This is a genomic window from Streptomyces pseudoechinosporeus, from assembly GCF_054783935.1.
In genome coordinates this window covers 56,998-77,610 of sequence record NZ_BAAGPS010000035.1, presented here as the reverse complement: position 1 = coordinate 77,610, position 20,613 = coordinate 56,998, and the positions used below count along the sequence as shown (strand labels likewise).

The 20,613-nt window shown below is 70.8% G+C and carries 17 protein-coding genes, 1 tRNA gene and 1 pseudogene; 13 read left to right on the top strand and 6 right to left on the bottom strand.

What is annotated here, in order from left to right; translation table 11 throughout:
- The first annotated feature begins 14 nt into the window (after positions 1 to 14).
- From ACYVO6_RS31400 to ACYVO6_RS31385, 4 genes are read left to right on the top strand one after another with little or no spacing between them, the layout of a single operon-like run.
- Positions 15 to 1,100, top strand: coding sequence for a hypothetical protein (locus tag ACYVO6_RS31400; RefSeq protein ID WP_461067082.1), 1,086 nt, complete (start codon positions 15 to 17; stop codon positions 1,098 to 1,100).
- A 57-nt stretch (positions 1,101 to 1,157) separates the two neighbouring features.
- Positions 1,158 to 2,105 (top strand): phosphorothioated DNA-binding restriction endonuclease, encoded by a 948-nt coding sequence (locus ACYVO6_RS31395; RefSeq protein ID WP_461067081.1) that lies wholly within the window; start codon positions 1,158 to 1,160, stop codon positions 2,103 to 2,105.
- A 50-nt stretch (positions 2,106 to 2,155) separates the two neighbouring features.
- Positions 2,156 to 2,434 (top strand): CopG family transcriptional regulator, encoded by a 279-nt coding sequence (locus ACYVO6_RS31390; protein WP_461067080.1) that lies wholly within the window; start codon positions 2,156 to 2,158, stop codon positions 2,432 to 2,434.
- Positions 2,431 to 2,856 carry a type II toxin-antitoxin system VapC family toxin gene (locus ACYVO6_RS31385; protein WP_461067079.1) on the top strand — a complete coding sequence of 142 codons (426 nt, stop codon included), beginning with the start codon at positions 2,431 to 2,433 and terminating at the stop codon, positions 2,854 to 2,856. The genes ACYVO6_RS31390 and ACYVO6_RS31385 overlap by 4 nt, the downstream gene beginning before the upstream one ends.
- Positions 2,857 to 2,893: 37 nt before the next feature.
- On the opposite strand, the gene ACYVO6_RS31380 is transcribed toward ACYVO6_RS31385, so the two are convergent.
- Genes ACYVO6_RS31380 through ACYVO6_RS31370 form a run of 3 tightly spaced genes read right to left on the bottom strand, consistent with a single transcriptional unit; the run spans position 2,894 to position 3,964 of the window.
- Positions 2,894 to 3,175, bottom strand: coding sequence for a type II toxin-antitoxin system RelE family toxin (locus tag ACYVO6_RS31380; protein WP_461067078.1), 282 nt, complete (start codon positions 3,173 to 3,175; stop codon positions 2,894 to 2,896).
- A gap of 4 nt (positions 3,176 to 3,179) precedes the next feature.
- A complete protein-coding gene (locus tag ACYVO6_RS31375) occupies positions 3,180 to 3,461 on the bottom strand; it encodes a type II toxin-antitoxin system Phd/YefM family antitoxin (protein WP_257542965.1) in 282 nt (93 codons plus the stop codon).
- Complete coding sequence (locus ACYVO6_RS31370) at positions 3,458 to 3,964, bottom strand: hypothetical protein (protein ID WP_461067077.1); 507 nt, start codon at positions 3,962 to 3,964, stop codon at positions 3,458 to 3,460. Before ACYVO6_RS31370 ends, ACYVO6_RS31375 begins: the two co-directional genes overlap by 4 nt.
- Positions 3,965 to 4,049: 85 nt before the next feature.
- Between ACYVO6_RS31370 and ACYVO6_RS31365 the strand changes: the two genes are divergently transcribed.
- The 9 genes and pseudogenes from ACYVO6_RS31365 to ACYVO6_RS31325 all read left to right on the top strand — a co-directional run bounded on the left by ACYVO6_RS31365 (position 4,050) and on the right by ACYVO6_RS31325 (position 18,563).
- Positions 4,050 to 7,493: an AfsR/SARP family transcriptional regulator gene (locus ACYVO6_RS31365; protein WP_461067075.1), complete on the top strand. Its 3,444-nt coding sequence runs from the start codon at positions 4,050 to 4,052 to the stop codon at positions 7,491 to 7,493.
- A 52-nt stretch (positions 7,494 to 7,545) separates the two neighbouring features.
- Positions 7,546 to 7,959, top strand: a complete 414-nt coding sequence (locus ACYVO6_RS31360; protein ID WP_461067073.1) for a DUF6153 family protein — start codon at positions 7,546 to 7,548, stop codon at positions 7,957 to 7,959.
- Between the two features lie 118 nt (positions 7,960 to 8,077).
- Entirely contained in the window at positions 8,078 to 8,722 is a 645-nt protein-coding gene (locus ACYVO6_RS31355) for a DUF305 domain-containing protein (RefSeq protein WP_461067071.1), read from the top strand.
- Between the two features lie 165 nt (positions 8,723 to 8,887).
- Positions 8,888 to 9,151, top strand: a pseudogene (locus ACYVO6_RS31350) (DUF4396 domain-containing protein); the annotation flags it as partial.
- Positions 9,152 to 9,369: 218 nt separating this feature from the next.
- Entirely contained in the window at positions 9,370 to 11,817 is a 2,448-nt protein-coding gene (locus tag ACYVO6_RS31345) for a SpoIIE family protein phosphatase (RefSeq protein WP_461067069.1), read from the top strand.
- A gap of 215 nt (positions 11,818 to 12,032) precedes the next feature.
- Entirely contained in the window at positions 12,033 to 13,286 is a 1,254-nt protein-coding gene (purD, locus tag ACYVO6_RS31340) for a phosphoribosylamine--glycine ligase (RefSeq protein ID WP_461067067.1), read from the top strand.
- A 293-nt stretch (positions 13,287 to 13,579) separates the two neighbouring features.
- On the top strand, positions 13,580 to 15,499 hold the full coding sequence (locus ACYVO6_RS31335; protein WP_461067410.1) for a hypothetical protein: 1,920 nt from the start codon (positions 13,580 to 13,582) through the stop codon (positions 15,497 to 15,499).
- A 536-nt stretch (positions 15,500 to 16,035) separates the two neighbouring features.
- On the top strand, positions 16,036 to 17,556 hold the full coding sequence (locus ACYVO6_RS31330; protein WP_461067065.1) for a N,N-dimethylformamidase beta subunit family domain-containing protein: 1,521 nt from the start codon (positions 16,036 to 16,038) through the stop codon (positions 17,554 to 17,556).
- A 107-nt stretch (positions 17,557 to 17,663) separates the two neighbouring features.
- Positions 17,664 to 18,563 (top strand): phosphoribosylaminoimidazolesuccinocarboxamide synthase, encoded by a 900-nt coding sequence (locus tag ACYVO6_RS31325; RefSeq protein WP_461067063.1) that lies wholly within the window; start codon positions 17,664 to 17,666, stop codon positions 18,561 to 18,563.
- A 66-nt stretch (positions 18,564 to 18,629) separates the two neighbouring features.
- Here the strand turns inward: ACYVO6_RS31325 and ACYVO6_RS31320 are convergent.
- From ACYVO6_RS31320 to ACYVO6_RS31310, 3 genes are all read right to left on the bottom strand, one after another.
- A tRNA-Gly gene (locus ACYVO6_RS31320) sits at positions 18,630 to 18,702 on the bottom strand.
- 23 nt (positions 18,703 to 18,725) lie between these two features.
- Positions 18,726 to 19,346 (bottom strand): response regulator, encoded by a 621-nt coding sequence (locus ACYVO6_RS31315; protein WP_461067061.1) that lies wholly within the window; start codon positions 19,344 to 19,346, stop codon positions 18,726 to 18,728.
- Positions 19,343 to 20,608: a sensor histidine kinase gene (locus ACYVO6_RS31310; RefSeq protein WP_461067408.1), complete on the bottom strand. Its 1,266-nt coding sequence runs from the start codon at positions 20,606 to 20,608 to the stop codon at positions 19,343 to 19,345. Before ACYVO6_RS31310 ends, ACYVO6_RS31315 begins: the two co-directional genes overlap by 4 nt.
- Between the last annotated feature and the right edge of the window lie 5 nt (positions 20,609 to 20,613).

Here is a 20,613-nt window from a genome sequence, read left to right as displayed (position 1 = left end):
CAAGGAACCGTGCGGTGACCCGGGCCGCCGCGGTGATCGGCTCCGTGGGTGTGCTGGTGGCGGCGTGGTTGTTGCTGGTCAGCATGGACGGTGCGCTCGACGACGAGCGGGCTTTCCGGGCCGCGACCGGCTGCACGTCCGGCAACGGCGAGGCGGATCGCCGTGGCGGCGACTGTCTGTGGACTGTCGCGGCGCGCATCGAGCGGACCGAGGAGGAAACGGGACGGAAGACGTCCTCGTACTGGCTGTACGTCACCGAGGCCGACGGGACGTCCAGCCGGACCCGTATCACGGGCAGTGCACAGGAGCACCCGGTCGCGCGGGCGAAAGCGCGCGTGGAGGTCACGTACTGGCGGGGGCAGATCCGGTACGTCGACTTCGATTCCGGGCGGCGGTACACGACCGCGGACCCGCGCGGCGACTACAAACTCTTCTGCGCCTGGGGCCTCGCCGTCGGTTTCCAGGGGCTGCTCTACCTGTGGCTCTGGTACTGGAACGCCCGGCTTTCCGGTGGCCCGCCCAGGACCGCCGGATGGCAGGCCGGTGTCCCGATCACGGGTGGGTTCTGCCTCACCGCGGTCGGGGCGTTCGCGCCGTGGCCCACCGACAGCCCCGCGGCGGCATTCCGGCTCGTCGGGGTGTGCGCCCTGGTGGTCGTGGCCGCCTGTTCGGTGGCCGCGCTGGTTCTGTGGTGGCGCCGACGCGGTGACGACACCATTGCCGTGACACCGGCCGTGCCTGCCGCGGAGCAGGTCTTCCCGGGCCGGATCCTGGGCGAGATCCCGTACGCATCCGGCACATCCCGCAAGGGATATCTGGTGGCCGGCCCCGCCCGTCTGGCGGCGACCCCTGACCGAACAGGCGCCGCCGAGCGCCGGCAGGTGCCGCCCACCCTGACTCCTATCCGCGTCCGCCCGCCCTACTGGACGGATCCGGCGCGCGCCGGAAACGCCCTGCGGTCCCTGGTCCTGGAGTGCGAGGACGACGGCGTACGGGTGCTCATCGTCACCCGCAGAAAGCATATGCCCTGGGTCCTGGGAGCCCTTCAGCCGACACCCCGCGCGAACAGTTCCGGACGTCGGAACACGGATGTCCCCTGACCTGGAACAGCCCTCGAACGGGCAGGAGTTCGACGCATCGCACTACGATCACCGGCCATGGACTGGCTGGAGCGCACCGCGAAGCTAAGGCAGTGGAGCAGAAGCGGGGCACGCGCTCCGCACAAGCCGTTGCTGTTCCTGTACGCCCTCGGCCGGTTCCAGCAGTCCGGCGACGGCGAGCTGCAGTACAGCGCGGTGGAGAATGACCTGCGGCAACTGCTGGCCGAGTACGGTCCGCCCAACAAGACGACGCCGGCCTACCCGTTCCACCACCTGGTGAGCGACGGGATGTGGGAGGTACGTACCGATCGCGGACCGGGCAGCCCCGGCAGCGGGGTGCGGGAGCTGCGAGCCACGGGTGCCGCCGGGAGGCTGGTGCCGGAACTGCGGGTGGCGCTGAGACGGGAGCCGTCGCTGCTCGGCCGGATGGCGCGGGTCCTGCTCGACCTGAACTTCCCGCCCTCGCTCCACAGTGAACTGTGCGAGTCCGTCGGCCTGGAGCTGGAGCCGGCGGAGACCGAACAGCTCGCGGCTGTGAGGAGGCGGCGGGATCCGCGTATGCGGGAGTTGGTCCTGACGGCGTACGAGTATCAGTGCGCCTTCTGCGGCTACGACGGCAGGATCGGAGCGGTTCCGGTCGGGCTGGAGGCCGCGCATGTGCGCTGGTGGGCGTTCGACGGCCCGGACGACGTCGACAACGGACTGTGCCTGTGCTCGCTGCACCACAAGCTCTTCGACAAGGGTGTCCTCGGCATCGGATGGGGGTCCCCCCGCTCGAGCGAAGCCGAGAGTGGGGGAGGAGCCGAGAGTGGGGGAGGCCACCACATTCTGGTCTCGCAGCAGTTCGTCGGCCGCAGCCCCGCCGCCCGCGAGCACGTCATCGCGCTCGCGGGCCGCCCGCTCATCGGCCCTCAACCGGGCGCCCGTCCCATCGCGGCGACCCACCGTTCCTGGCACACCAGCCAGGTCTTCCACGGCAGCCCACGACCCGTCACGGCGGCCTGATCGCCGAATTCTCTGGTAAGCGGTGCGATACCAGGAGTATGGTCTGTTGTATGGCGACGAAGAAGGTGACGGTGACGATTCCCGAGGATCTCCTGGATGAGATCCGCGCGGACGCGGCAGAGCGGGGCCTGTCGGCGTACGTCGCCGAGGCGCTGCGCTTCAAGCGCGACCGGGACCGACTCCTGGAACTGGTCGACTGGCTGCAGGAAGAACACGGCCATGTCACTGAGGACGAGCGTGCGACAGCCCTCGACGAGTTGGAGGAGCTCGACGCCGAACACGAGCGGCGCCGCGCCACCGCAAAGCACAACGCCGGAGAGGCCGCGTGAAGAAGCGGGCCGGTGAGTACGGGCAGCGGCCGCTCCGCGTCTTCGTGCTGGACTGTGAAGCCCTGTCCCTGGCCGTGCGCGGCGACCGGAAGATGATCGCCTGGCTCGACCTCGCGGCGCGAGGCGAAGCCGAGGTGGTGACGTCCCCGATGACACTGGTCGAGGCGTACGACGGCAGAACGACCGAACAGCGCTGGGACTGGGTACTGTCCCGGCTCCAGGTCGTCGACATCGGGAAGGACGAGGCCCGCCAGGCCCGCCGGCTCCTGGCAGACGCCAAGTTGCACGGCCACAAGTACGCGATCGACGCCGTACTCGCCGTCATCGCGCGCCAGCAGAAGGGACAGGTCACCGTCTTCACCTCGGACGTCGACGACCTGGAGAGGCTGGTTCCGGACACGATCGTCGTCAAGAAGGTGTGAACGGAGGAAAGTCGACGCCAGCCTTCGTCACAGAGCCCTACGGAACCTGGCGGTAGACGTCCCGGCGGTTGCCGACGGCCAGGACCCACACGATCAGCTGACCGTCCTCGACGGTGTAGACGACGCGGTAGTCGCCGACCCGGAGCCGCCAACGGGAGCTGTGCCCCTGAAGAGCCTTGATGTCGAACGCTGCGGTCTCGCCCCCGTCCATCGCCTTCTGGAGCTCGGTGAGGCGGTACATGATCCGCAGGGCGTCCGGGCGCGGGATCTTGAGCATGTCGCGCTGGGCGTGTGGCGTGAAGCGTGTGACGTACCCCATGGGGTCAGCCCTGGTGGGCGCGCAGCAAGGCGGCCATCTCTTCGAGCGAGACCGACCCCTCCGTGCCCTCGGACTCGGCTTCGTCGGCCAACTGGTTGAGCCACGCCTCCTCGGCGTTCTCCGCGATCTCGCGCAGGCGCTGGTACTCCTGGATGTCGATCACGACGGCTTCCTGCTTACCGCGCCGGGTGATGATCGTCGGGGTTTCCTCCCGGCGAGCGCGATCGATGACGTCAGCGAGGTGGCTGCGGACCTCGGCCATGGATTCGACCACCGGATCACTCATGTCATGAATGTAGCAGACGTAACAGATGTACATGAAGGCGATGGCGGCGCGGTGAGCGGCTGCCTCCGCCCACCGGGGGCGCGGCGGCACGACCCCCTCGCTGCCACTGCGTCATGAGCCGCCCGTTTTGTGCAGTGTGGTGCCGTCCCCGGCACCCCCTTGGCGCCGTACGCGTCCACAGTGATGCGCCCGATCCGGCGCTCCGCGCGCAGCACGGCGCGGGCCGCCGCGAGGCATTCCTCGTCCGTCTCCACCCCGGAGGCCGTCAGGACCTGGAGCAGCCGGGTCCGCCATACGTCGGGGTCCGTCTCGTACGCGTCCAGCACCCGTACGCCGTAGCCGCCGCCCACCCCCACGCCGTTGCCGCCGCTCGCGGCCAGCCGTCGGCGGACCGCCTCTCTCAGCGCGGCGTAGAGATCGTGGACGGCTCCGCGCCCGGAGTCCGTGAGTCCGGGCGCCGCCCCTGCGGCCAACGCAGTGGCCACCAGCTCCACTTCGGTCACTGGGCCCCCTTCAGTTGTGCGGGTTGTGCGATGTCGTGTCCGTCACCATGGCCGGGGGTGCTGCAATGCTGATGAATTTCCGGTGATGTACGGGAGCGGAGGCTTCGCGGTGGACGGGGGAACTGGGGGAAGTCCTCAGCGGCTTCGGATCGACGTGCTCGGACCGTTACGGGCCTGGCGGGGCGGAACGCCCCTGGATCTGGGGCCTCTCAAGCGGCAGGCCGTGCTGGCCGCGCTGCTGCTCCGGCAGGGAGCTGTGGTGAGCCATGAGCAACTGCTCGACGGGGTGTGGGGATCGGAGCCACCCGCATCCGGCCACAAGGTGCTGGCCAGTCACGTCAACCCGCTGCGCAGGGCACTCGACGCCGAGGGCACCCGGCATACGGACTCGGTGATCCGCAGCGGCAAGGGCTGGTACCGCTTCGTCGCCGACGACGTCCGGCTCGATGTGGCGGACCTGACCGAGCGGGGCGACGAGGCGCTGCGTACCAAGGCGTTCGGCGACCTGGCCACCGCGACGGACCAGTTGTCCGGAGCGCTCGCACTGTTCCGGGGCGAGCCCTTGGCCAACCTGCCGGGACCGTTCGCGCAGGCCGAGCGGGAGCGGCTGCTGGAGCGGCGGCGAACGCTCCGGCTGGAGAGGCTCGAGTCGCTGGTGCTGCTCGGCCGGTTCGCCGACGCCCTGGACGACCTCGCCGCGCTGTCCGCGTCCGATCCGTATGACGAGTCGCTGCTGGCCTTGCGTATGCGGGCTCTGTACGGCTGCGAACGTCAGGCCGAAGCGCTCAACGCCTACCAGGACATGCGCGTACGCCTGCGTGACGAACTCGGAGTCGATCCCGGTGAGGAGCTCCGCCGGGTGTACGAGGCGGTGCTGCGCCAGGACGACACCTGCCTCCTCGCTCCGGCGGCTCCTCCCGAGCAGACGCTCTCCCAGCTCGTACTCCGCAATAACGCGCCAGCGGCAGCGCCGCCGATGCGAGCGGGGTCACCGGGGCGGTCCAGTCACCGGTCCGGCCACCCGCCACGCGACAGCGCGCCGCCCGCCCCGCCCCCACCGGCCGAACTGCCCCACGACGCCGCGGGATTCGCCGGCCGTACCGAGGAACTCGCCAGGCTGCACGCCTTGCTCCCGCCCGAGCCCGGCCCGGGGCCGGCGAACACGGTGGTCATCTCCGCCATCGGCGGCGCCGCCGGCATCGGCAAGACCGCGCTGGCGGTGCACTGGGCACACCAGGTGCGCGACCGCTTCCCGGACGGCCAGCTGTACGTGAACCTGCACGGATTCGACCACGACCGGCAACCGCTCAAGCCCGGCGAAGCCCTTGAGCTACTGCTGCGCGGCCTGGGACTCGCGGCATCGGAGATCCCCGCGAACGACGAGGCGCAGGCACGCGTGTACCGGACCATGCTGGCCGAACGGCGCCTGCTCGTCCTGCTAGACAACGCGGCCGCGGCGGAGCAGGTCCGGCCACTGCTCCCGGGCAGCCCGTCCTGCTGCGTCGTCGTCACCAGTCGTAACCGGCTGGGCGATCTCGTGGCCCGCGACGGTGCGCACGCGCTGCCGTTGGACCTTCTCCAGCCGGCCGAGGCCCGCGCCCTGCTGAGCGAGGCCCTCGGCACGGTCCGGCTGTCCGCCGAACCGCACGCGGCCGACGAACTGATCCGGCTGTGCGGCAGCCTTCCGCTGGCGCTGCGCGTGGCCGCGGCCCGGCTGGCGGGCGATCCGGGCTTGCGACTGGCGGACCTGGTCACCGAGATGTCTGAGGGCAACCGGCTTCAGGCGCTGGAGCCGGACGGCGACGAGAACTCCCCCTTGCGGACGGCCTTTTCGGCGTCGTACCGCGTTCTGGCCCCTGCCGCACGCCGGCTGTTCCGGCTGCTCGGCCTGTTTCCCGGGCCGGAGTTCACCGCCGAGGTCGCGGCGGCCCTCCTGGGCGTACCACTGCCGCAGGCCCGACGTCTGCTCGGTGGGTTGGCCGCCGCCCACCTGGTCGAACCGGTGATGGTGGGCCGTTATCGGTTCCATGATCTTCTTCGGGAGTATGCGCGGGAGTGTGCGCAGGTGGAGGAGGCGGCGGCGGATCGTGACGCCGCGTTGGAACGTGTTCTGATCTGGTACTTGCATGCCACTCGGGCCGCCGCGGGGACTTGGATCTTCCCGGAGCTGCCCCCCGGCCTCCGCCCCGAGGGCGGTCAGTCGGGCATTCCATCCGCCATCGAAGCCGAACAGTGGCTGGAGGCGGAGCGGGCGAATCTGCTCGCCGTCATCAACCATGCCGGCCGCCACGGTCCCCGCCCCGTCGCCTGGCATCTGACCGCCGCACTGCTCGGCTACTTCTACCTCCATCTGCCGCGGGCGACGTGGCAGGCCATCGCGGAGACGGCGCTGGACGCGGCCATGGCCGAAAGTGACCTGTTCGGTCAGGCAGCCATGCACAGCAGCCTCGGGCTGGCTCGGTTCGACCGGGGGCACGCCAGGCAAGCGATGGATCACCATGCGCGCGTACTGGACATCAGTCGGGAGCTCGGTTGGGCGACAGGCGAGGCAGCGGCTCTCGGCGGCATCGGCCTCGTGGAATGGATCAAGGCGCGCCTCGACAGTGCGCACGAGCACATCACCACCGGCCTGCGGATCACCCGTGAAGCCGGAAATCGTCACTTTGAAGCGCTGGGGTTGGTCGGCCTCGGTGTGACCTGCCGGGATCTGGGCCGGCTGCCCGAGGCTGCTGATCACCTCGAACTGGCCATCAGGCGAAATGAGGAGATCGGCTGGAACGACGACAGCCTGGCTCTGCAGAATCTGGGCTGGGTGTACTGGGAACTCGGCCGCCTGACCGACGTTCTTGAGGTCCTCGGTCCCCAGGTAGCTGACGAGCGCGGCGGATACCGCGATGGCCGCGCAATGATGCTCGACGCCGTCGCGAAGATCAATATCGAGCTCGGCCGCCGCGAGGAGGCGCTGATACAGGCTGAGCGTGCCTTTGCCATGGTCAAGAACGTAGGACGGCCCTGGATCCAGTCCGGCATCCTCAACACGGTCGCGGCTGCCCACCGGAATCTGGCCCACTTCGACCGCTCCCTCCAGGCTGATACACAAGCCCTCGCCCTGGCCCGGAAGGCGAGATTCAGACGCCCCGAGGCGGACAGCATCCTCGGGTTGTCCCGCACGCACCAGCAGTTCGGCCACCACGAGGATGCCCGCCGCCACGCCGAGCAGGCGCTGAACCTGGCACGTGAGTACGGCTTCCGCGTGGTGGAGGGCCAGGCCCTGACCGTCCTGTGCGGCACAGCGATGTCCGAGTCGGCGTACGCCACAGCCGTCACCCTCGGCCGTGAGGCACTGGCCGTACACCGTGAGACCGGCCACCGACTCGGCGAAGCCCGCACCCTCGTGGCACTCGCCCGCGCCCTCCATAAGACCGACAAGACCGACGGCGCTGCCGTTGAACTCATGAGGCAGCAGGCGCTGGACATCTTCGCGGATGTGGGCGTTCCGCCGGAGGGGCACAAAGACCTCGATTGGTGACGTTTGCAGACCGGTGCCCGGCGCCCCGGCCGGTTCTCGTAGCATGAGCGCCGTGACAGCCCGTGCACAGCTCTGCCGCGCGCCATCGCCACTGAGGTGGTGGCCGACGCTGCTGGTGCTCGGGCTGCTGGCCGGGCTGTTCGGCATGCATGGCCTCGCCCCGGGTGGGGCGACCGCCGTCGGGGGCCATCACTCCCACGCCACCACGCATGCGGACATGGCGATGGCGAGCCTGAGCGCCGAATCCGTCTGCCATGGCGACGGTCACGGCAACGGTCATACGCAGCATGCCGATCCGGCGTGCGCCTCCGGCGCCGTCGGCGCGGGACCGGCTCTTCCCGTACTGATGCCCGACCCGGCCGGTCAGGCAGGGCCGTCAGTCGGCGGCCTTCGGTCAATGGCTGCCGAACCAGAGGGCGGTCGCGCGCCTCCCTCACTTGCCGAGCTGCAACTTCTGCGGATCTAGGACAAGGCCCGGCCGTATCCGCCGCTGCCGCATGTGTCGCGGCCGTCGGGCGTACGGCCCTCAGCCATGTCCCGCGCCACCGGCGCACTCTTCCTCGCGACACCGCAGGAGTTCACGCATGACCAACACCCGTTCCCTCGTCCGTCGTGCCGCGCTCGCCGCGACGGCCGTTGCCGCCGCCTTCGTCCTCGCTGCATGCGGCAGCGACGACGGCTCCGGTTCCGGATCTGGCGCCGACACGCAGACGTCGGCCTCGGCAGGCGCCGAGAACACCGCCGACGCCCCCGCCGACGCCCACAACGACCAGGACGTGTCCTTCGCGCAGGGCATGATCCCTCACCACCAGCAGGCCATTGAGATGGCCGCGATGGCCGCCGATCAGGCGTCTTCCGCCGAGGTCAAGGACCTGGCGTCCCGCATCGAGAAGGCTCAGGACCCGGAGATCAAGACGATGACCGGTTGGCTGAAGTCCTGGAGTGAGGACGTGCCCTCCGCCATGCCCGGCATGGACCACTCCGCCCACGGCGGCATGCCCGGGATGATGGACCAGAAGGACATGGACGAGCTGATGAAGGCGTCCGGCAAGGACTTCGACACGAAGTTCCTGACCCTGATGGTCGAGCATCACGAGGGCGCCGTGGAGATGGCCACCACCGAGAAGGAGAAGGGCCAGTACGGGCCGGCCACGAAGATGGCCGACGACATCATCACCGCTCAGAACGCCGAGATCGAGGAGATGAACAAGCTCCTCGGCAAGGACTAAGGACTGACGGCACCCGCGCGGGGGCTCTGGCTTGCGTCATAGCAGGCCAGAGCCCCTGGTGTAGCTGTCCTGCGCGGAACTCGACCCACGGTGCGGGGGTGCCCGCTCTGGCTCGACGCTTGGACCACATACCCCGCAGGGGTATAACTTGGCGATTGTGAGACGGCCTTGGTGCGGGCCACACTGGACCTCAAGTCCGCGATCAAGGTCGCGCTGGCCGCCGACACCGTCTCGATCGCGGTGATGGAGTTCGTCGACAACGCCATCATCGCCCTCACTCCGGGCGCGATGGACGCCCACCTGTCCGACGGGCTGTTCTGGTCGGCACTGCTGGGCGGGTTCGCGGTCGCCTTCCTGGTCACCACCCCGATCAACAAGTGGATGATCGGCCGTGGCAAGGGCCACGCCGTCGTACATGCCCACCACTGAGCACCCGCATCGAGTGGTCCGGACCCTGCCGCAACAACCCAGGTCGCTGATCTGGAGGTTCGGTATTTCGTGCGTGATGATGGCGATCTGGCGGGTAAGTACCAAAAGGATCGAATATCGGGGTGTGTGGTGCGCTCTCGAGTGCCGCGGCGACACGTGCCCTGAGCTGTGAGGATCTCAGCGCGGTCGAGAACGCGACGAGAGCGAGATGAGCGAACATGGAGCGGCGTGCCGTCGACGACCAGGAAGCGCGTTCCGTCGGGGACGTCGCAGGCGAGGCGCTCACCGCACGCGCCAACGTCGACGAACACGGCACCGTGACCGGGTGGAGCGAGGGTGCCGAGCACCTGCTCGGGTATGCGTCGGCGCAGATCCTGGGGCGGCCGGCGGCCTCACTCCTCGCCGAGGAGCCCACGACGAGCGACCTCCCGGCCTTCTCGGAACTGCCGAGGTGGCACGGCACGCTCGGTCTCCGGCACCGCGACGGCCACCGCCTGGAGGTGAGGGTCCTGGCGCATCACAGGACGCCGGACGACGGGACCCGCGACTGGCTCCTGGTCTCCACCGTGACCGGGGCGCAGCCCCATCGTGACGACGAGGCGCTTGTGAGGCGGGGTTTGCTCGACTCCCCGTGCTGCGCGACCTCGGTGTATGACACGGACCTGCGCTTCCGCCGGTCCAACCGGTCCGGGCAGGACTCACTGGGCCTGAGCGACGACGACATGCGTGGGCTGCGGCTGACGGACGTGCTCGCCGAACCGGTGGCGGAGGAAGTCGAGCGGCGGATGCGGCGGGCCCTGGAAACCGGCGAGACGCAGTACATGGAGAACCACGCGCGCGCCCCCGGTGAGACCCGTGAGCACGCTTGGTCGGTCCACCTCTACCGCCTGGAGGACCCGGACGGTCACGTCCTGGGCGTGGCGTCCACCGGGCACGACATGACCGAGCAGTACTGGGCCCGCAAGCGCCTCCAGCTGATCGCCGAGGCCAGTACCCGTATCGGCAGCACGCTCGACGTGACGCGGACGGCGCAGGAGCTGGCGGACGTGGCGGTTCCGGGACTCGCCGACTTCATCAGCGTCGATCTCTTGGCGTCCCTCGACGGCCTGCTCGAGCAGCCCTCGGAAGCGCTGATGGCGGGCGGCCGTCTCGCGCTGCGGCGCATCGCCCACCAATCTGTGTATCCGGGAAGCCCCGAGGCAGTCATCGCGCCGGGCGAGGTGGACGAGTACCCGGAGGGCTCCCCTCCGGCGGAGAGTCTGCGGTCGGGACGCGCCGTGCTGTACCAGGTGACCGAGCCGGCGATCGTCGACTGGGTGGCCGAGGATCCGCTCCGGTCCTCCCGGATCCGCGAGTTCGGCTTCCACTCGGTGATGACCGTGCCTCTGACGGCACGCGGAGCCACGCTGGGCGTCGTCGTCTTCGCTCGTCACCGGCACCCCGACCCGTTCCAGGAGGACGACCTGGTGCTGGCCGAGGAACTGGTGGCCAGGGCGGCGGTCTGCATCGACAACGCCCGCCGCTATACCCGCGAACGCAGCACGGCGGTAACCCTGCAGCGCAGCCTGCTGCCGCAGCGGCTGCCCGAGCAGGCGGCGGTGCAGGTCGCCTCCCGCTACCTTCCGGCCGGTGCCCGGGCCGGGGTGGGCGGAGACTGGTTCGACGTGATCCCGCTGTCCGGAGCCAGGGTGGCGCTGGTGGTGGGCGATGTGGTGGGCCACGGCATCCATGCCTCCGCGACCATGGGACGGCTGCGTACGGCCGTACGAACCCTCGCCGACATCGATCTGTCCCCGGACGAACTGCTCACTCACCTCGACGACCTGGTGGGCCGCCTGGCCTTGGAGGCGGAGGGCGCGGAGCGGACCGCCGGGGACGGGGAGACCACGGGAGACGTCGGGGCGACCTGTCTCTACGCTGTGTACGACCCCGTCTCCCGCCGTTGCACGCTGGCCCGGGCCGGGCATCCGCTCCCGGTCGTGGTGAGCCCGGACGGCACCGCGGAACTGCTCGCCGTTCCGGCGGGACCCCCGCTGGGCCTGGGCGGGCTGCCCTTCGAGGCGGCCGAGATCGACCTGGCCGAGGGCAGCCTGCTCGCCCTCTACACCGACGGCCTCATCGAGTCCCGCGACTACGACATCGACGACGGTGTCTCCCGGCTGCGGCGGGTCCTCGCCGGTCCCGCGGTCTCCCTGGACGTGTTGTGCGACACGGTGCTCGCCACCTTGCTCCCCGGTCGGCCCGCCGACGACGTGGCCCTCCTCGTCGCCCGCACCCGAGCACTCAAGGCCGACCGGGTCGCCACCTGGGAGGTGGCCCCGGATCCCGCCACCGTCGCTGACACCCGCAAGAACGCCGTCGGTCAGCTGGCGGCATGGGGCCTGACCGACGCGGCCTTCGTGACCGAGCTGATCGTCAGCGAACTGGTCACCAACGCCATACGGCACGCCGAGCCGCCCATCCAGCTGCGTCTCATCCACGACCGGAGTCTCATCTGCGAGGTCTCGGACGCCAGCAGTACGGCACCCCACATGCGCCGCGCCCGCACCTACGACGAGGGCGGCCGAGGCCTGCTCCTGGTCGCTCAGCTGACCCAGCGCTGGGGCACCCGCCACACCACCAAGGGCAAGACGATCTGGGCGGAACAGAGTGTCGAGCACAGCTGACGCCCGCCTGCGGCGGCTCCGCGCGACTACGCGATGCGGCACCTACGGGTGAGGAGAACGCCGACGCAGGCCCACGAGCACTGCGGAGGGCCGCGAGGCCCGCGACCGGAAGCGCGACCAGCCGCACACAACCCGCACCAGCCAAACGGCACCCCAACCCACCACCCCCCCGGCACCCCGCCCAACCGCCGCAGGCAGCCCGTTAGGCTGACCCCGTGAAGCTCCTCGTCATCGGCAGCGGTGCCCGCGAACACGCCCTGTGCCGCTCCCTCTCCCTCGACCCCGACGTCACCGCCCTGCATTGCGCTCCTGGCAACGCGGGCATCGCCGAGGTGGCCGAGCTGCACCAGGTCGACGCGCTCGACGGCAAGGCCGTGGCCGCGCTGGCCACGGAGCTCGACGCCGATCTGGTCGTCGTAGGCCCGGAGGCACCGCTCGTCGCGGGGGTCGCCGACGCCGTGCGTGAAGCGGGCATCCCGGCGTTCGGCCCCTCCAGGGAGGCCGCGCAGCTCGAGGGCTCCAAGGCCTTCGCCAAGGAGGTGATGGCGGCCGCGGGCGTCCCGACCGCCCGCTCCTACGTCTGTACGACTCCCGACGAGGTCGACGAGGCGCTCGACGCCTTCGGCGCCCCGTACGTCGTGAAGGATGACGGTCTCGCGGCCGGCAAGGGCGTCGTCGTGACCGGCGACCTCGAGAAGGCAACGGCACACGCCAACGCCTGCGACCGCGTGGTCATCGAGGAGTTCCTCGACGGCCCCGAGGTCTCCCTCTTCGCGATCACGGACGGCGTGACCGTCGTCCCGCTGCAGCCCGCCCAGGACTTCAAGCGTGCCCTGGACGGCGACGAGGGCCCCAACACCGGCGGCATGGGCGCGTACTCCCCCCTCCCGTGGGCGGAGGCCGACCTGGTCGAGGAGGTCATGAACACCGTCCTCCAGCCGACCGTCGACGAACTGCGACGCCGCGGCACCCCCTTCTCCGGCCTCCTCTACGCGGGCCTGGCGATCACCAGCAGAGGCGTACGGGTCATCGAGTTCAACGCCCGTTTCGGCGACCCCGAGACCCAGGTCGTCCTGGCCCGCCTGAAGACCCCGCTCGCGGGCGTACTCCTGGCCGCCGCGCAGGGCACCCTCGCCGACCTCCCGGACCTGCGCTGGAGCGAGGACGCGGCCGTCACCGTGGTCATCGCCTCCCACAACTACCCTGCCACCCCGCGCACCGGCGACCCCATCGAGGGCCTCGACGAGGTGGCCGCACAGGACGCCCCGTATGCGTACGTCCTGCATGCCGGCACCAGGCGCGAAGGCGACGCGATCGTCAGCGCGGGCGGCCGTGTGCTCTCCGTCACGGCAAGCGGCACGGACCTGGCCAGGGCCCGCGAACGCGCATACGCGGCTGTCGACCGCATCCGCCTCGACGGCTCGCATCACCGCACGGACATCGCGGCCAAGGCGGCGGCCGGATCGTAACCACCCCTCCTCAACTTTCCTTCTCCTCAACAACTCTCCTTCTCACCGCTCCCGTCAGCCACCTATCCCCAAAGCCATTCCATCGAGTGACCGATCCCCTATCCGGCTGACGTGGGCCGGAGCCCCAACTAGGGTGCGGCGCAAGAGCGTTCCGGCACTTGGCCCACCGGCATTGCGATGTCAGTTCTGGGTGCCACAGTGGGGGAGTGAGCAACGCCATGGACGTCCGCCGGCAGTGGCTGGGTATGCACGTGCCGGGCGGGCAGTAGGGGGTGACACCGGTCGTGTCCGGTATGGGTGTGGAGGGGGGCGTGCAGAGCGCGCGCTCCCGGGCTCTCGCCGTGCTGCGTATCCGCAGCAGGGCGCTGGCCGTCGCCCTGCTGCCCACGGCCGCCGTCGTCGTCCTGCTCGTCGCCGGCGCCACGGACCATGTCGACGGCGCGGGCTGGCGGCTCGCGAGCTGGATCCTGGCCGCCGTCGCACTCCTGGCTCTCCTCGCCGCCGCGGGCATCGCCCTGGTCGTCACCCGCTCCCGGCCCGCCGTGAGCCCGACGGTCCCGATCCCGGAGGAGTCCGCGCCCGATCTGTACCGCATGGTGCGGGATCTGGCCGAGCGCCTGGAGGTGCCCGCGCCCTCCGCGATAGCGCTCACCCCGGACTGCGACAGCTGGCTGGAGGACCGCACCCACCCGGCCCACGGCCCACCCCGGCCGGAGCCCCGGGACGAGATAGCAGACGTACGCGGCCTCCAGCCCCGTACGCCCGCCGCGCCCGTCCTCGTCATCGGCTCGCCCTTCCTGTGGTGGATGCGCGTCGGTGAGCTGCGCGCGGTCCTCGCACCGGTCGTCGCGGGTACGGGACCGTCGGCGCATCCCGACATAGCAGCGGCCCGCCGTTTTGTACGGGGCCTGGACGCGGCCGTGGCGGTGACGTCCGTCCGCACGCGTGGACCCGTCACCCACCTGGCCCTCGCCGGCGTCGGCTGGGTCGCGCGTCTGCTCCTGCGCAGCTGCCGCGGCCATGCGGCAGAGATGGAGCGGGGCGTGGCGACGGCAGCAGCCGACCGTGCACAGGCTGTGGACTACGGTCTGCGGATCGTCGCGCAGGAGCAGGTGGGGCTCGCGTATGCGGGCTGGGACCGGCTGCTGACCCGCGTCGCGCTGCCCGCCTGGCGCATGGGCCGCTGGCCGTCCCGCCTGGACGCGGGCGTCGTCGCGGCCCTCACCGAGCTGTCCCGCCGCGACCGCCTCGCCGAGGGTTTCGCCTCCCGCCTGGGCGAACGCCCGGCCTGCGACCTCCTGGAAGAGCCCGGCGCAGTCGACGAGGCCGCCTCCCTCCTCGCCGCCCGCCTCTTCCACGGCGGCCCCGCCGAGCCCGGCCCCGACTGGGCACCGGTGGACTGGGCCGAGTACCCCGACGAGGTCGTCGACCGCAAATGGCGCACGGACGCGGCGCGGCTCCACCGCGTACTGGACGCGCAGGGCGTCAGCCGCTCCTCCGATCCGACGGCCCTGGCCCCCGGCGGACCGACGCTGGCACGGGTGATGGATCACCTGACGGGAGCGGGGGCCTCCGGCGGTTCGGGAGGTGGAGAACGGGACAACGGGGGCGGTGATACGGAGCGGTCCCTTCATGAGACGGCCCCAGCCGAACCGGACGCCCCGCCGGGCGCTCCGCGCGAAGCCACCGATCCCATCGCCGCCCGAGCCGCCCCCTCGCCGCATACGCCCTCCGACGAGTCCCACGAGGCGCATACATACGAGGACGACGACGGAGGCGGCGTCGCCAACGCGCGAACCGCCGCACTGGCAGCGGGCCTCAGCGCGGAGCTCGCCCGCGAGGAGGCTGCGGCGCCGGCGATACGTTCCGCGCCGTCGCCGGCCGGCGGCCCCGCCGCCGGCCAGGGCGGCCCGGACGCCGCCCTCTGGGACGACGGAACGCTGCCGCTCTTTCCCCTCCAACAGCCGCCGACCGCGCGCGAACTCCTCACCGACCACGTCACGGCGATGGTCTGCTGCGCCGCGATGGACACGGCAGGCGCGACTCCCGGCCTCGACTGGCTGGACGGCCCCTCCCTCCTCATCAACGGCGAACGCTCCGCCGACCTCACCCCCCGAGTCCTCACCCTCATAGAAAACGGCGACCCCACACCCCTCCGAGACTGGCTCCTCCACCTCGGCATCCGCGCGGAGAAGCCGGTTCGACTGGTCTGAGCTCGTTCGTCGACTGCGGGGTGCCTCCGGCGGTTGGGCGGTTGGGTTCGTTTTTTGGGTGCGGGTTGTGTGTGGCTGGTCGCGCCGTTCCCCGCGCCCCTGGGGTGGGTTGGGGGGTGCGGGGCCGTGGGCCGGTGCGTCAGCCCGTCGCAGGCCGGGCGTATGGCCCGGTGTTGGTACACGGTCCTGGTTCTCCGAGACAGAACCTACGCGACGGGCATACGACGCACCGGCCCACGGCCCCTCCCGCCGGTGGGAGGCTGCGGGTAGTTGGGGGTGCGGGCTTTCCCGGGGCGCGTGCTTTTCGGGGCGCGGGCAGTCGCAGGCTTTTCAGGGGCGCGGGGAACTGCGCGACCAGCCACCGCGCACCTGCAGCCGAGACACGATTGTCGCCCCCCACCTCGGGGGTCTGGGGCACAGCCCCGGGGACAGGCGATAACAACGAAACGTAACCCCCCGCCTCCGTAATGTGATGTGCTGATACCGCGTCATTCGCGTAGCAAGGGCTTACGGGGGCACGAGGGAGGGGACAAAGCATGGGCTCGGAGCGCATCCGCCGTTGGGAATCGGGCGCGCTGGCGCACGCCGTGACGGACCCCTTCGGACAGGGCCCTGTCCCCTGGCTGCGCGGCAGCGAGCACTACTTCGACGACACCGGCCAGGTAGTCCCCTGGTACGTGGACATGGACCCCACCCCGCCCGCCACCCCCCACGCAACAACCAAAACAGCGACCCGTACGCCCCGCATCCCCGCCCCCCGAACCGCCGGAGGCCCCCGCTCGGCCGACGACGTCCACCGCCAGATCAAGGGCTTCACCTCCACCGGCGCGGCAGCACCGGGCGAGGCCATCGACTTCCACATCACCGTCGACCCGCCCCAGCAGTTCAGCGTGGACATCTATCGCATCGGCCACTACGCGGGCGTAGGCGCCAGCAAGATCACCACCAGCCCCCGCCTCCCCGGCATCGTCCAGCCACCCCCGCTCACCGCCGACCGCACGGTCTCCTGCCACCACTGGTGGCTCTCCTGGCGCCTCCAGATCCCGAACTACTGGAGCATCGGCGCATACGTCGCCGTCCTCACCACCGCCGACGGCTACCGCTCCCACGTCCCCTTCACGGTCCGCGACACCCACCCCGCCGACCTCCTGCTTCTCCTCCCGGACGTCACCTGGCAGGCGTACAACCTGTACCCGGAGGACGGCCGCACCGGCGCGAGCCTCTACCACGCCTGGGACGAGAACGGCCGGCTGCTCGGCGAGGCGGACGCCGCGACGACGGTCTCGTTCGACCGCCCGTACGCGGGCGCGGGCCTGCCGCTGCACGTCGGCCACGCGTACGACTTCATCCGCTGGGCCGAGCGCTACGGCTACGACCTCGCCTACGCCGACGCCCGCGACCTGCACGCAGGCCGGGTCGACCCCACCCGCTACCGCGGCCTCGTCTTCCCCGGCCACGACGAGTACTGGTCGGTGCCGATGCGCCACACCACCGAACTCGCCCGCGAACACGGCACCTCGCTCGTCTTCCTCTCCGCCAACACCATGTACTGGCAGGCGGAGCTGGGCCCCTCCCCCTCAGGCGTCCCCGACCGTCTCCTCACCTGCCGAAAACGCCGCGGCCCCGGAAAGCCCGTCCTCTGGCGCGACATCGACCGCCCGGAGCAGGAGCTCCTGGGCATTCAGTACGCGGGCCGGGTCCCCGAACCGCACCCCCTGGTCGTCCGCAACGCCGGCCACTGGCTGTGGGAGGCGACCGGCGCACACGAGGGCGACGAACTGAAGGGCCTGGTCGCAGGCGAGGCCGACCGCTACTTCCCGCGCACCCCGCTCCCCGAACACCAGGGCCGTATCCTCCTGGCCCACTCCCCGTACCACGACGCCGAAGGCGCCCTCCGCCATCAGGAGACGTCCCTGTACCGCGCCCCCTCCGGCGCCCTCGTCTTCGCGTCCGGCACCTTCGCCTGGTCCCCGGCCCTGGACCGCCCGGGCCACGTCGACGAGCGCATCCAGCGAGCCACGGCCAACCTCCTGGACCGTATCTGCAAACGCGACTGACCCCCTCCCGACGAGCCCAGGCGCCCCTCCCGACGAGCCCCGACGCGAAATGCACCCCCCACATACGGGAGAATCGAGCCACTTGCACGTCACCGCGGGGAGGAACCGTGTCCGGATTCGTCGAAAAGCCCGAGCCGATCGAGGTCCCGGGCCTGGTGCATCTGCACACCGGCAAGGTGCGCGAGCTGTACCAGAACGAGGCCGGCGACCTCGTGATGGTCGCCAGCGACCGCATCTCCGCGTTCGACTGGGTGCTCCCCACGGAGATCCCCGACAAAGGCCGCGTCCTGACGCAGCTCTCCCTCTGGTGGTTCGACCAGCTCGCCGACCTGATCCCGAACCACATCCTGAGCACCGAGCTCCCGGCCGGCGCCCCCGCCGACTGGCAGGGCCGCACCGTGGTCTGCAAATCCCTGCGGATGATCCCCGTCGAGTGCGTCGCCCGCGGCTATCTCACCGGCTCCGGCCTCGCCGAGTACAACGAGACCCGCACCGTTTGCGGCCTCGCCCTCCCCGAGGGCCTGACCGACGGCTCGGAACTGCCCGCGCCGATCTTCACGCCCGCGACGAAGGCCGCGGTCGGCGAGCACGACGAGAACGTCTCGTACGAGGAGGTCGCCCGCCAGGTCGGCGCGGACACCGCGGCTCGGCTGCGCCAGGCGACGCTCGCCGTCTACAGCCGCGGCCGCGACATCGCCCGCGACCGCGGGATCATCCTCGCGGACACGAAGTTCGAGTTCGGCTTCGACGGTGAGCGCCTCGTCATCGCCGACGAGGTGCTGACCCCGGACTCCTCCCGCTTCTGGCCCGCCGACCAGTGGCAGCCGGGCCGCCCGCAGCCCTCGTACGACAAGCAGTTCGTGCGCGACTGGCTGACCTCCGCAGACTCCGGCTGGGACCGCAAGAGCGAGCAGCCCCCGCCGCCCCTGCCCGAGCAGGTGGTCTCCGCGACCCGCGCCAAGTACGTGGAGGCGTACGAGCGCCTGACCGGCACGAGCTGGTCGTAAAACGAGTCGTAAAAACGAGGAAGCCCCCGGTCGCGATGACCGGGGGCTTCTCCCTTGCTTCCTCTGAGCGGACGACCAGGTTCGAACTGGCGACCTCAACCTTGGCAAGGTTGCGCTCTACCAACTGAGCTACGTCCGCACTGCGCCGTGGCGCGACAGCCACTATACCCAACCTCGCTCACGCGCGAGCCGTACCGCCGTGTGCCGGTTTTCGGCCCCGAGCTTCGAGGCGGCCGACGACAGATAGTTCCGCACCGTCCCCTGCGACAGCGCGGCCCGCTCCGCGATCTCCGCGACGGGCGCCCCGTCGGCCGCGTACTCCAGTACCTCGGCCTCGCGCTCGGTCAGCGGCGAATCCCCGGCGGCGATCGCGTCGGCGGCCAACTCCGGGTCGACGTAACGGTTCCCGGCATGCACCGTACGGATGATCTCCGCGAGCCGCTGCGCGCTGACCGTCTTCGGGACGAACCCGCGCGCGCCCGCCTCAAGCGCCCGCTTCAAGTGCCCTGGCCGCCCGTGACTCGTCACGATCAGCACCCGGCACGCGGGCAGATCGGCCCGCAACGATGTGGCCACCTTCACACCGTCCGCGCCGGGCATCTGAAGATCCAGTACGGCTACGTCGGGCGCGTGAGCCCGAGCCATCGCGAGTGCCTCCGGACCGGTCGCCGCCTCCGCCACCACGAGCAGGTCGTCCTCCAGCGCGAGCAGCGCGGCCAGCGCCCCCCGGATGAGGTGCTCGTCATCGGCGAGCAGCAGCCGGATGGGGCGTACGGACGTCATGAGGTGACCTCTTCGCTCAAGGGACGCGGAACGGAGGACGGGGAGGGCGACGAAGGCAGCGGAATCTCGGCCACGAGCCGGAAGAGATCACCGTCGACCGGCCCCGCCTCCAGCGTCCCGCCCACCGCCGACAGCCGCTCCCGCAGCCCGGCAAGACCGGACCCGCTGTCCTTGCGCGAACCCGGCACCCCGCCCGTCCGCACCCCGTCGTTCTCCACGGTCAGCACAACACGAGCCCCCACCACCTCCAGCGACACACAACACCGCCTCGCGTCCCCGTGCCGCAGCACATTCGTGGTCGCCTCCCGTACGACCCAGCCCAGCGCCGACTGGACCGCCGCGGGCAGCCCCGCCGCGGAACCGGTCACCGCGCACTCGACCCCGGCCGCGGTCAACACGCTCTGCGCGCCGACGAGTTCGGTGCCGAGCTCAGCCTCGCGATACCCGCGCACGACTTCCCGCACCTCCCTCTGCGACTCCTGCGCTATCCGCTGCACCTCGATCATCTGCTCCACGGCTTCGGGCCGCTCACGCCGCGCCAGCTGCACGGCGAGCTCGCTCTTCAGGGCGATCACCGCGAGGTTGCGGCCCATCACGTCGTGCAGGTCGCGTCCGAAGCGCAGCCGTTCCTCGGCGACGGCGAGGCGGGTGCGGGTCTCGCGGGCCACGTCGAGCTCGTACACGGCGTTGAGCAGCCACACCGAGAAGATGTAGGTGAGGGCGAGAAACACACCGGCGACCAGCACCGCGACAGCCGTCGCCAGCGCGGCGGCTCCGGGAGCCCCGATCGCGAACGCCACGACCCCGGCACCCGCGACGAAGCCGCCCACGAGCGCCGCCACGCGCCGCCGGTCGCGCACTCCGAGCGTCATATTGCCGACCCCGAAGGCCAGCACCACCACGGTGAACGAGCCCGCCAAGCTGTCGGTTTCCTCACCACCCGGCCCGTGCTCGAAGACGACGAGCGCGCCAATCCCGAGCAGCGCGGTGACGACACCGAGCGCCCAGAGCAGACGTACGGGCTGCTCACGGCGGCCCCGCGTCCAGTCGAGCGCCCGGGACGCGGTCACCGCGCCCAGCAGGGCGTGCCCGCACATCGGCAGGAACACCCAGAAGGCGAGCGGCACTCCCACTTCCCCGAAGGCTGGCAACCCGCCCGCGGCCACCTGCATCAACGCGAAGAAGTGGAAGGACCAGCGGGTGTACGTCTCGACCTTCGCCGGCGTGCTCTTCCTGTGCCACCAGGCCCCCGGCCCCCGCATACCCG